The following is a 12,070-nucleotide window of genomic DNA, read 5'->3' as shown; positions in this document are numbered from 1 at the left end:
CATCGCCTGCCGCCGGCAATGGATCCCGTTTGTCCGAGTTGCGCATTGGCCGGCCGAACAGTTATCGGGCGTGAGTTTGTGCGGTTTCACAAATACGCCGCCAGGTCTTTCCTCATACGCTGGCGCAAATTCATCCGGCGGTGATGCGGCTCACCTCTCACAAGGAGGTGGAGCAGAGCGCAACCGCGCGACAGCCGGTACGTCGCCCGCGCCGCCATGGGAAGACCGCGGTCCGTGGTCTCACCGTCATCGAAACCCCTCAGGCCATGGCCACGGCCGCCGTCCCCCGACCCGGCCCGCACATGCGCCCTGCTTCCGAGGCGAATTCAGCAGTCACCCCGCTCATGACCCCTCCCACCACGCAATGGATGTCGAGATGACCACACGTCCCCCTGCTCCCGTGGCACCCCCTCCCGCTCCGCCCGGGAACAGTCAGGCCCCGCACCAGTCGGGTCTGCAGTCCGGCCTCAAGAACCGCCACCTGTCCATGATCGCGGTCGGCGGGGTCATCGGCGCCGGGCTCTTCGTCGGCTCCGCCTCCGGCATCGCCGCCGCCGGCCCGGGCATCCTGCTCTCGTACGCCCTGGTCGGCGCCCTCGTCGTCTTCGTCATGCGGATGCTCGGCGAGATGGCCGCGGCCAACCCGACCTCCGGCTCCTTCTCCGCCTACGCCGACCGGGCGCTCGGCCGCTGGGCCGGATTCTCCATCGGCTGGCTGTACTGGTTCTTCTGGGTCGTCGTGCTCGCCGTCGAGGCGACCGCTGGCGCCGCCATCCTCACGAGCTGGGTCCCGGCCGTCCCGCAGTGGGCCTGGGCGCTGCTCGTGATGGTCATCCTCACCGCCACCAACCTCGCCTCCGTCGCCTCCTTCGGCGAGTTCGAGTTCTGGTTCGCGGGCATCAAGGTCGTCGCCATCGTCTGCTTCATCGTCCTCGGCGGCCTGGCGATCTTCGGTGTGCTGCCCGGCTCCGAGAACGCCGCGACCGGCTTCAGCAACCTCACGGCGCACGGCGGATTCCTGCCACACGGGCCGAGCGCCATCCTCACCGGTGTGCTGATGGTCGTCTTCTCCTTCATGGGCAGTGAGATCGTCACGCTCGCCGCCGGTGAGTCCGAGGACCCGCGGCGCGCGGTCACCAAGGCCACCAAGAGCGTCATCTGGCGAGTCGGCGTCTTCTACCTCGGTTCGATCCTCGTCGTGGTCTCCCTGCTGCCCTGGAACGACCCCTCCATCGAGAAGCACGGCAGCTACGTCGCGGCCCTCGACACGATCGGCATCCCGCACGCCGGCCAGGTCATGAACGTCATCGTGCTGACCGCCGTGCTCTCCTGCCTCAACTCCGGCCTCTACACCGCCTCCCGCATGGCCTTCTCCCTCGGCCAGCGCGGCGACGCCCCGAAGGCCTTCGCGCGGACCAACGGCCGCGGCGTCCCGCAGGCCGCGATCCTGGTCTCCGTCGCCTTCGGCTTCGTCGCGGTGGGCTTCAACTACCTGTGGCCGGACACCGTCTTCCAGTTCCTGCTGAACTCCTCCGGTGCGGTCGCGCTCTTCGTGTGGCTGGTCATCTGCTTCTCGCAGCTGCGGATGCGCGGCATCATCCAGCGCGAGAGCCCCGAGAAGCTCACCGTCAAGATGTGGCTCTTCCCGTATCTCACCTGGGCGACGATCGCGATGATCTCCTTCGTGCTCGTCTATATGCTCACCGACGACAGCGAGGGCGGCGGTCGCATCCAGGTGCTGCTGTCGGTTCTCCTGGCCGTGGTCGTCGTCGCCATCTCGCTGGTGCGCGAGCGACTGCGCCGGTCGGCCACCGACGAGCAGGAGGCCGTCACGGCGCGGTAACCCGCGCGACGTGCTCGAAGGGCGGGCGGTGTGCTTGGGCACACCGCCCGCCCGCCCGTGAACCCACCACGTAAGGTCGCGTAGTGATGTCCGCCTTCAGACGCCGCAAAGGCAGCCTCCCCCGCCTCGCCCCCGAACTCGACGACGTCGACCTCGGCCGGGTCCGGCAGCGCCTGGAGAAATGCTGGTCGCGCGGCCAGCTCGACATCGCCGTCGTCGCCTCGGTGGGGCAGGCGATCGAGGAGGCCGGTACCGACTGGGACCGCAAGGCGCACCGCCTGGAGGTGCTCGCCGCGTCCGCCGGGCGGGCGCTGCCGGGCATCTGGCAGCGGAACAACCCGCGAAACCAGAACGCCCTTCTGCTGCGCGCCTGGTCCGACCTCCTTCTCGCCCGCCAGCAGGGCTCGCCGGGCGACCTGAGCGATATCCGCGAGACCTGCCGAACGGCGGCGGACCTCCTGCCCGCCGACCCCATACCCTGGGTGCTGATCCTGGCCACGCTGCGGAGCGAGCGACGGCCCTACGCCGACCTCGCGGCGGTCTGGCAGGAGATCAAGGCCCGCGACCCCTGGAACCGGGAAGCGCACCTCCAGGCCCTGGGCTACCTCTCGCCCGACGAATGCGGCTCCACGTCCCAGGTCCTCGACCTGCTCGACGGGATGCGCTCGGTCATGCCGGCCGATGCCCCCACCGCGGGCCTGGAACTGATCTCCCTCGTCCGCGGCTACCAGCGCACCGTGTCCGCCGGCGGGGTGGCCGCACTCGGCGCAGGTGACCACTGGCGGCGGCCCCAGGCGGCCAAGGCCCTTGACCAGGCGGCCCAGGACTGGCCCCGCCCCGGCTTCCTCCACCACGCGGCGTCCCGCGCCGACCTCAACGTCCTCGCCTACGCCCTGGTGAAGGCCTCCCGCACCGCCGAAGCCGCCACCGTCCTCCGCGCCACCACCGGCATCGCCACCCCCTGGCCATGGAACTCCGAGGGCGACCCCCTGACGACGTACTCCCACTGGCACACCCGGCTGGTGAGCGGGGCGAACTGAGCAACGACCGGCGGGGCGCACGGGGGAGGGGCGGCGCCTGCGGCCGGAAGGTCTGAGGGGAGGCCGCCTGAGTGGGGCCTGCTACTGCGGCAGCAGAGCCCGGACGGTCTTGCCGCCGTTTCGCCGCGGCGCGACGCTGACGCTGCGCGCCAGATGCTGCACCATCTGCCAGCCGAAGCCCCCGGTTTCGCCCGCCAGGTCCGGCTGACGCATACGGGGCGGGCGCGCACTCGGGTCGACCACCGCTATCTCGATGCCGTGCGGCCGGGTGACCAGACGGAGCGAGCAGACACCTCCGGCGTGACGTACCGCGTTGGTGACCAGTTCGGAGACCACCAGAACGACGGTCTCGGCCGTGTCCGGCTCCACGGCCGGAGCCATGGAGTCGAGGAAGACGCGGGCCGCCTGGCGCGCTCGTGCCGGAGTCGCCGGCCGTCCCTGGAAAAGAGTGGTGGCCGCCGGAACGGTGGCGGTGGTGCTGCTCATCGTGCGGTCCATCAGGCTCACCCCGGTGTGGTGTGGTGCGTGGTGACTGCCTACGGGGACCGCGTGCCCCTGAGAGAGGGCTACTAACGTCCGCGACCGGGTGATGAGACGACCGCACCCCGCATCGGCGACCTTGTTCGTGCTCGTGGGCATGCGGTGCCGGGATGTCTGTCGGGTCAGCCGGTGCGTCGTGACCGATCGGTGCCTGTTCGGTATCCGGTATTCGTCGGTGGCTGCCTTCAGGAGCCCGTGCCGGACCCGGTGGGCTGATTCCGGTCGGCGGCGGGGCGGCGCAGTTCTTCGTTGATCCGTTGGGCTTCCTGGAGCTGGTCTTCGAGGATGATGATGCGGCAGGCGGCATCGATCGGGGTGCCCTGATCGACGAGTTCCCGGGCGCGCGCCGCGATGCGCAGCTGGTAGCGGGAGTAGCGGCGGTGGCCGCCTTCGGAGCGCAGCGGCACGATCAGACGCGCTTCGCCGACCGCGCGCAGGAAGGCGGGCGTGGTGCCGATCATTTCCGCGGCGCGGCCCATGGTGTAAGCGGGGAAGTCGTCGTCATCGAACTTGTCGGTGGTGTTCGGTGGGGTCTTTGAAGTCACTTGCACCTCGTTTGTAGGGCTGGTCGGGCTGATGGGGCCGGGGAGCGGTGGGGGCCGTTGGCCGGCAGGCGAGGGGCTCGTCGGCGGTGGACCCGGAGGACGCATCGAGGGGCCCTGGTGCCTAACGGCACCAGGGCCCCGAGGGGTTCAACACCATCTACCGGCGCCCTGCGCCGGCCTTCTGTTTCCGCATGCGCGTCCGAGCGGACGGGGATGCGGGGATCGCGGTTGCTTGACCGGGGACCACCTGCCAATCCGGGGTCTGCGGTACCCGAGCGAACTGGATCCTCGCTCGGGCGATCCTGATGGCGTCTGCTCCTCTCCTCTCTCGTGCTGCTTCTTCCGGCTCTTCCGGAACTTCGACTGTGATCCTGCGCGGCGGCTCCGCAGCCGCCCGACCCGACAGTCAGCCGTGGGACCCTCGTGCACTTCCTGGCCCCACGCCTCCACTGTCGTGCCGTGGTGTGCGGCAGGTCGTCTCTGCCGCCTCTGACTGACTTCGTTGGCTACGAGAGAAACACTAGCCACGAGGGCCGTGAATGTCTACCGCCGTCGGCACAGATTTCCCTCTGTTGCAGGAGCAGACCTGTGGCCGGCGGTGTGTCGGCGGCAGGGGCCGGGCGCGCCTTGATCGCTGTCACCGGGATCGAGCGCCCGGTGCGTGATGTCGTCGTGCCCCTCCTCCACCGCCCTGCCCCGTCCTCTCCGGCTGCCCTGAGCTGCTTCCGCCCGCGCTTTTTCCTCCGCGGGCGCCGGGGCGCCGTCACCCGCGGCGAAGGCATATCTAATGCCGCAACTACAGAAATAGCCGTGGCGGCGGCATGGGTTTTTCCGTGGCCCCGAGATATTCCCGGGAATCTGCCGCGTGGGCCCACTGGTTGCGTGCTACTGTCGATTTCAGTTGCAGTTGTGGTTCCCAAAGACTTCAAGTGCCCTTGATGACTCCGCGTCGATCGAGAGCACTTTTGTATTTCCGGTTTCCGGACGGGGCAATCATCGCGGCGACGCGGGGCGCGCACGGCGTGCGCCCCGGGCACTGCCCCTAAGGAGATATGACATGGCTACTGGCACCGTGAAGTGGTTCAACGCGGAAAAGGGCTTCGGCTTCATCGAGCAGGAGGGTGGCGGCGCCGACGTCTTCGCCCACTACTCCAACATCGCCGCCCAGGGCTTCCGTGAGCTGCAGGAAGGCCAGAAGGTGACCTTCGACGTCACCCAGGGCCAGAAGGGCCCCCAGGCGGAGAACATCGTTCCCGCCTGACGCTGACGCGTACGAAGCTGGGGCCCGCACCTTGGGTGCGGGCCCCAGCTCGTTTCTTTTCGGGTAACTCCCGGTGCGGCCGTGACGGCCGCAGGGCGCTGCGAGCAGCCGGTCAGGCGCTCGAACCGCCATGCTGTGGCAGGACGCAGGTCCGCCCGGCTCGGATCCGGCATCCACATTTCCGACCCTGTGGCCGATCCTGATCCCCTTGGGCGCGGCGGGTGCATTTATTCGCCCCCGTTTCGTTTTCTTTTTACTTCGGTCCGTCCTTGCGATTCTTTTGTGCGCGGCTTGGCGCTGCCGGGAATTCCTCGACGTACCGCTTCGAGGAAGGTTCCGCATGAACCGCACAGCCCGTAACGATCGCTACTCCCGCACCCGCTCCGGCGGCGGCGCCGGATCCGGCCGCGACCGCCGCACCGAGGGGCAGTCCCCGCGCCGCTCCGGTGGACCGGGTCGCTCCGGCGGCCAGGGGCGCCGTCCCGCGCTCCAGGGCGAGTTCGCGCTGCCCGTCACCGTCACCCCGCCGCTCCCCGCGGCCGAGTCGTTCGGCGACCTGGACATGCCGGCGCCTCTCCTGGCGGCGCTCACCGCCGAAGGCATGACCGTGCCGTTCCCGATCCAGGGGGCGACGCTGCCCAACTCCCTCGCCGGCCGTGACGTGCTGGGCCGCGGACGCACCGGTTCGGGCAAGACCCTCGCCTTCGGACTCGCCCTGCTGGCCCGCACCGCCGGGCAGCGCGCCGAGCCCCGCCGGCCGCTCGCACTCGTCCTGGTGCCCACCCGCGAACTGGCCCAGCAGGTCACCGACGCCCTCACTCCGTACGCACGTTCCCTGCAGCTGCGGATGGCCACGGTCGTGGGCGGCATGTCCATCGGCCGCCAGGCCGGCGCGCTGCGTGGCGGCGTCGAGGTCGTCGTGGCCACACCGGGCCGCCTCAAGGACCTCATCGAGCGCCGCGACTGCCACCTGGACGAGGTGAAGATCACCGTCCTGGACGAGGCCGACCAGATGGCCGACATGGGCTTCATGCCCCAGGTCACCGAGCTGCTCAACCAGGTCCGCGAGGACGGCCAGCGGATGCTGTTCTCCGCGACCTTGGACCGCAACGTCGACCTCCTGGTCCGCCGCTATCTGCACGACCCGGTGGTGCACTCCGTCGACCCGTCCGCCGGCGCGGTCACGACGATGGAGCACCACCTGCTCCACGTACACGGCGCGGACAAGCACGCCACCACCACCGAGATCGCCGCCCGCGACGGCCGGGTGATCATGTTCCTGGACACCAAGCACGCCGTGGACAAGCTCACCCAGCACCTGCTGAACAGCGGGGTGCGAGCGGCGGCCCTGCACGGCGGCAAGTCGCAGCCGCAGCGCAACCGCACCCTGACGCAGTTCAAGACCGGTCATGTGACGGTGCTGGTGGCCACCAACGTCGCGGCCCGTGGCATCCACGTCGACAACCTCGACCTCGTCGTCAACGTCGACCCGCCCACCGACCACAAGGACTACCTGCACCGCGGTGGCCGCACCGCGCGCGCCGGCGAGTCCGGCAGCGTCGTCACCCTCGTCCTGCCCAACCAGCGCCGCGAGATGACGCGCCTGATGGCGGACGCCGGCATCACCCCGCAGACCACCCAGGTCCGCTCCGGCGAGGCCGAACTCAGCCGCATCACCGGCGCCCAGGCTCCCTCCGGCATCCCCGTCATCATCACCGCCCCGGTCACCGAGCGCCCCAAGCGCACCGGCTCGTCCTCGCGAGGCCGGCGCAGCCGCCCCGCACAGGCCCGCCGCGCGGGCGGTGCGAACCGGCAGGAGAACGGCACCCAGCGCGGGCAGTCCTCCCTCGGCAGCGCCGCGTAATTCCACGGACGGACGGACGGCCCGGCCTCCTGCCGTTCCGTCCGCTCCCTCCCTCCGCCCGGCCGGTCCGAGCGGGCCGGCACTCCTTCCGTCTCCCTCCCACCCTGTTGAGGAACCATGCGCTGCGTCATCGCCCGCTTCCCCTTCGATCTGGTCAAGAGTGAGGTGCAGGCAGCGATGAAGGGCATCAAGCCCGAGCCCACCACCGGCGAGTGCGTGATCATCGGCCGCCGTACGTACCCCGTCAAGCAGGTGGGCGAGGTGATCACGCGGCAGGACCGCCGCGATTTCACCGCAGGCGAGGTGACCAGGGCCCTGACGCGCCTCGGCTTCACCTGCCGCGCCACCCCGGCCCCGGCCACCGGAGCGGCACTGCGGCATGTCCCGCTGTCCGAGGGCGTGAGCGCCGAGGGGGACGCGGTCTTCGAGGACGGGGCGCTCTTCGAGGCCGACGGGGCCTTCGAGGGCGGCGCCGTCTTCGAGGTCGGTCCGCGCGCCTTCTGACTCCGGGCGACGCGTCGCCCCCTCTTCTCTCGGCCACTTCGGCCACTTCGGCCGCTGTGGCCTTCGGGTGACCTTCCCCACGCGCGCTCATGCCGCGACGGCGCACCGACGCCCCCAATGCCATCGCATCGACACCGACAGGTGCGGAGCGCGAGGCCATCGCCGTCGAGCCGGCCGAGGCGACTCCGCAGGCGGCCCGCTGGGACAGCAGGTGGGCGGTGGGGCGGGCGTACGGCGGACGAGGAGCAGCGCCCCCGCGCCGTGCACTCTCCGTTACCACCTCCGCGCCGCCACCCGTCCGGGGTTTGCGGCTTCCGGAGCAAAGCCGAGTGGAAAGTCACCTCAGGGGCGCAGCGCGACGGCCGCGCCCCGAGACCGGATGCTCCTCCGGGTGCCCATCTGACCTGCATAAACGCGGCTGGGATGCACCCGTGGAAGCCGGTTGCGGCAGTTCGTGGCCGATGCCGCCGAGGAGTGGCCGCTTCTCGTCATCGGCGCGTACCCCAGTTCGACCATGAGTACACTCGCCCACCATGTGTGAGGCCAGCCGGATCATGAAACGGCAGAAAATACGCGTTCATCAGCCATGCGCCGACGCTTCGGGTCGGCGCGGGAAGGTCCTGCGCAGCTCCGCCGTCCTGGTCGGATGCGCCCCCCACCGGGCGTTCACCGCTGACCACCGGCAGGTCTCCTCAACCCCCGCCACGTCCCCCGTCCGTTCCGCCCGAAGATGTCGTCGGCCGGCCCTCGCCGAGGACACCGCGGTGGTGACGTGAGGCGCCGCGCGAACAGGGGACGGCACGCGCAGTCCCGGGATCCTCGTGGGCATTGGCTGCTGTTGATCCTGGTGCTCCCCGTGATGTTCGGAGCCCTGCTCTTCGAAGGCTGGACCACCCACGAGGTCGACGCCGCGAAGTCGCGGCAGGACTGCACCACCCCGGTGCCCGAGGCCGTGGAGAAGGGCGGCCCGGTCGTGAACATCGACAAGGGCAGGGTGCAGACCGCCAAGATGCCGGCCCGGACGGTCGCGCTGACCTACGACGGCGGCCCGAACCCGCTCTGGACGCCGCGCCTGCTGGACCTGCTGCGCAAGCACCACGCGCACGCCACCTTCTTCCTCCACGGCGCCGAGGCGGCCAAGCATCCGGACCTGGTACGGCGGATTCGGGCCGAGGGCCATGAGATCGGGTCGAACACCTACACCGGTGCCTCCATGGGTTCGTCGTCGGCCATCCGCTCCCAGCTGGAGCTGTCGCTCACCCAGAAGGCGCTCGCGGGCTCCGCCGGCGTGCACACCGGTCTGCTCCGGCTGCCGCAGACCACCACGTCGGACACCATGTGCGGCGCCGAGTGGCGGGCCGCGCGCAACGCGACGGCGGAGGGCTACACCCTGGTCTCCGCCGATCAGTGGTTCCGCAAGCCGTCGCTGGGCGCGATCCGGCAGTTCAGCCAGAACGACACCGCGTACGCGGATACGGCAAGGCTGCTCAAGAACCCCGGTGTCGAGAAGTTCACGACCGTGACGTCCGGCATCGGGCTGCCCTCGACCGACAAGCCGGTCTCCACCGCCGAGCGGTGGGAGGGCAAGGCCCTGATCTGGATCAAGGCCCTCGGCCACGCCTTCGTACGCGGCATGACCTGGGTGCTGGGGATCGCCGGCGCGCTGGGCGTGCTGCGGCTGGTCCTTCTGATCTTCTTCGCCCGAGCCCACGTCCGCCGTCTCACACGGTCCCGCCCCCGCGCGCCCTGGCTGCGGGAGGTCGTCGACCCGGTGACCGTCCTCGTACCGGCCTACAACGAGGCGGCCGGGATCGAGTCGACGGTCCGCTCGCTGCTCGCGTCCACCCATCCGCACCTGCAGGTCATCGTGATCGACGACGGGTCGACGGACCGGACGGCGGACATCGCCACCTGGATCGGCGACCCCCGGGTGGAGGTCATCCGGCAGTCCAACGCGGGCAAGGCCGCCGCACTCAACACCGGTCTCGCGCACGCCCGGCACGACATCGTGGTGATGGTCGACGCCGACACCGTCTTCGAGCCGGACGCCGTCCACCGGCTCATCCAGCCGCTCTCCCACCCCGCGGTGGGTGCGGTCAGCGGCAACACCAAGGTCGGCAACCGGCGCCGTCTCCTCGGCAGGTGGCAGCACCTGGAGTACGTCTTCGGCTTCAATCTCGACCGCCGGATGTTCGAGGTGCTGGAGTGCATGCCGACCGTCCCTGGAGCCATCGGCGCCTTCCGCCGGGACGCGGTGATGGGCGTCGGCGGCGTCAGCGAGGACACCCTCGCCGAGGACACCGACCTGACGATGGCCATGTGGCAGGCGGGCTGGCGAGTGGTCTACGAGGAGACCGCCGTCGCCTGGACCGAGGTTCCGACCTCGCTCGGCCAGCTGTGGCGGCAGCGCTACCGGTGGTGCTACGGCACGCTCCAGGCGATGTGGAAGCACCGGCACGCCGCAGTGGAGGTCGGACCGGCCGGCCGCTTCGGCCGCCGTGGCCTGAGCTACCTCGCGCTCTTCCAGGTCGCCCTGCCGCTGCTCGCCCCGATCGTCGACGTGTTCGCCCTGTACGGGGCGCTCTTCCGCGGCCCGGTGCTCTCGGCCGGGGTGTGGATCGGCTTCCTCGCCCTCCAACTGGCCTGCGCCGGATACGCGTTGCGGCTCGACGGTGAGAAGGTGCGGGCGCTGTGGGCGATGCCGTTCCAGCTCTTCGTCTACCGGCAGCTCATGTATCTGGTGGTCATCCAGTCCGTGGTCGCCTTCCTGCTCGGCACCCGTCTGAAGTGGCACCGCATGCACCGCTCCGGCACCGCGGCACAGGAGATCGGGCAACCGATCGCGTACGAGAGCCTGTCCTCGCGCTGACGGACACCGCACGGACCGCCGCACGGCAGGCTGAGCCGACCGGCGACAGGGCGCCTCCGGCCCATCGGGTACGGAGGCGCCCTCGCCGTTTCGGGGGAAGGCCCCGACCACGATCCGCCCCGGGCGCAACGGTCCTCCGCCCGCGCAAGGACCCCTCGGTCATATGTGAAGGTTGCCCGGATCCCGCGGTGTACGGCAGGCGTCCCCGAGGTGAACTGGATCACCGTGACGCCCCCTCACCCCCTTTCACCAGGCATTTCTCCCGTGCAGAATTCTGGACTGTTTGGTGAAGAGCACGTGGGCGGGCAGACTGCCGCCCATGACTGATTGGCTGGAGGGGGCGCCCGACCGAGGCCGGCGAGGCGACGCGGAGGCGACGCACCTCAGAACCGGCCAGGTGTGGAGCCATGCCGCCTACCCGTCCCACGCGGGCCCGCCACAGTCTCCCCACACCCCTCCGCAGCACTTCGACGCGTACGCCGCGGACCTTCCGGACCGGCACGCGGGGCACCCCGGCGGCGGAGCGCCCGTCCGTCCCGTGCGAGGGCCGGGTGGCCCGGGCGCCGGGGGCCGCACCCCGAGGCAGCGGTCCGCCCGCACCCGCCCCAGCCGGCGCCGCCGGCTCACCCGGGCCGCGATCCTCCTGGCCGGCGTCCTCCTCGTCACCTCGGGCGGCACGTACGTCTGGGCGGACACCGAGCTCAACCGCGACGTCGACCTCGCGAAGATCGCGGACCGTCCGGCGGCGGGCGCCGGCACCAACTACCTGATCGTGGGCTCCGACAGCCGCGCGGGCCTCTCCGAAAAGGCCAAGAAGGACCTGCACGCCGGCGGTTCGGCCGACGCCGGCCGCCGCACCGACTCGATGATCCTGCTGCACACCGGCGCCCACGGCACCACCATGATGAGCCTGCCGCGCGACTCCTGGGTCTCCATCCCGCCGTACATCCGTCCCGAGACCGGCAAGCACTACGCCGCGTCGAGGAACAAGCTCAACGCGGCGTTCTCGCTCGGCGGCCCCGAGCTCCTCGTGCGGACCATCGAGCACAACACGGGCCTGCGCATCAACCACTACACGGAGATCGGCTTCGCGGGCTTCGTGGGCCTCGTCGACGCGGTCGGCGGCGTGCAGATGTGCCTCGACAAGGACGTCAAGGACGAGAAGTCGGGTGCGGACCTCAAGAAGGGCTGCCACGTCCTCGACGGCCGCACGGCCCTCGCGTTCGTCCGCCAGCGCCACCAGGAGGCCGAGGGCGACCTGGGCCGCAGCCAGAACCAGCAGAAGTTCCTGGCCGCACTCGCCAACAAGGCCGCCACCCCCGGCACCCTGCTCGACCCGTCCAAGGTCTATCCGACGATGAGCGCGGGACTGGACACACTCATCGTGGACAAGGACATGGGCCTGCCGGGCCTCACCGCGCTCTTCGAAGCCATGAAGAACGTCACGTCGGGCAACGGCAAGCGCCTCAACGTCCCGGTGTCCGACACCTCTTTCGCCACCCCCAAGGGCAGCGCAGTGAAGTGGGACCTCCCCCAGGCGAAGCGGGCCTTCACACAACTGCGCAACGACCAGCCGGTGACACTCCCCGCAAAACCCTGACCGG

General features: G+C 70.3%; 9 protein-coding genes. 7 read left to right on the top strand and 2 right to left on the bottom strand.

Annotation, left to right across the window (positions count from 1 at the left end):
* Nucleotides 1-376 precede the first annotated feature (376 nt).
* Both ACGFZW_RS11555 and ACGFZW_RS11550 read left to right on the top strand, forming a co-directional pair.
* Nucleotides 377-1,843 carry an amino acid permease gene (locus tag ACGFZW_RS11555; RefSeq protein WP_393892879.1) on the top strand — a complete coding sequence of 489 codons (1,467 nt, stop codon included), beginning with the start codon at nucleotides 377-379 and terminating at the stop codon, nucleotides 1,841-1,843.
* Nucleotides 1,844-1,929: 86 nt separating this feature from the next.
* Nucleotides 1,930-2,883, top strand: a complete 954-nt coding sequence (locus ACGFZW_RS11550) for a hypothetical protein (RefSeq protein ID WP_393892878.1) — start codon at nucleotides 1,930-1,932, stop codon at nucleotides 2,881-2,883.
* 81 nt (nucleotides 2,884-2,964) lie between these two features.
* On the opposite strand, the gene ACGFZW_RS11545 is transcribed toward ACGFZW_RS11550, so the two are convergent.
* Both ACGFZW_RS11545 and ACGFZW_RS11540 read right to left on the bottom strand, forming a co-directional pair.
* Nucleotides 2,965-3,369, bottom strand: a complete 405-nt coding sequence (locus tag ACGFZW_RS11545; protein ID WP_393892877.1) for an ATP-binding protein — start codon at nucleotides 3,367-3,369, stop codon at nucleotides 2,965-2,967.
* 239 nt (nucleotides 3,370-3,608) lie between these two features.
* Nucleotides 3,609-3,974 (bottom strand): MerR family transcriptional regulator, encoded by a 366-nt coding sequence (locus ACGFZW_RS11540; RefSeq protein WP_393892876.1) that lies wholly within the window; start codon nucleotides 3,972-3,974, stop codon nucleotides 3,609-3,611.
* A gap of 1,051 nt (nucleotides 3,975-5,025) precedes the next feature.
* Here ACGFZW_RS11540 and ACGFZW_RS11535 point away from each other — a divergent pair.
* The 5 genes from ACGFZW_RS11535 to ACGFZW_RS11515 all read left to right on the top strand — a co-directional run bounded on the left by ACGFZW_RS11535 (nucleotide 5,026) and on the right by ACGFZW_RS11515 (nucleotide 12,066).
* Nucleotides 5,026-5,229, top strand: coding sequence for a cold-shock protein (locus ACGFZW_RS11535; RefSeq protein ID WP_030072012.1), 204 nt, complete (start codon nucleotides 5,026-5,028; stop codon nucleotides 5,227-5,229).
* Between the two features lie 340 nt (nucleotides 5,230-5,569).
* Nucleotides 5,570-7,093 carry a DEAD/DEAH box helicase gene (locus ACGFZW_RS11530; protein ID WP_393892875.1) on the top strand — a complete coding sequence of 508 codons (1,524 nt, stop codon included), beginning with the start codon at nucleotides 5,570-5,572 and terminating at the stop codon, nucleotides 7,091-7,093.
* Nucleotides 7,094-7,210: 117 nt separating this feature from the next.
* Nucleotides 7,211-7,597, top strand: coding sequence for an SCO5918 family protein (locus ACGFZW_RS11525; protein WP_393892874.1), 387 nt, complete (start codon nucleotides 7,211-7,213; stop codon nucleotides 7,595-7,597).
* 772 nt (nucleotides 7,598-8,369) lie between these two features.
* The gene (locus ACGFZW_RS11520; RefSeq protein ID WP_393892873.1) at nucleotides 8,370-10,466 is read left to right on the top strand and encodes a bifunctional polysaccharide deacetylase/glycosyltransferase family 2 protein; all 2,097 of its coding nucleotides are present in this window, start codon (nucleotides 8,370-8,372) and stop codon (nucleotides 10,464-10,466) included.
* 319 nt (nucleotides 10,467-10,785) lie between these two features.
* Entirely contained in the window at nucleotides 10,786-12,066 is a 1,281-nt protein-coding gene (locus ACGFZW_RS11515) for an LCP family protein (RefSeq protein WP_393892872.1), read from the top strand.
* Nucleotides 12,067-12,070: the final 4 nt, after the last annotated feature.

Origin of the sequence: Streptomyces sp. NPDC048248, from assembly GCF_043201875.1 — a bacterium.
In the GTDB taxonomy this organism is placed as follows: Bacteria; Actinomycetota; Actinomycetes; order Streptomycetales; family Streptomycetaceae; genus Streptomyces.
This window is presented reverse-complemented; position numbering and strand designations above follow the sequence as displayed.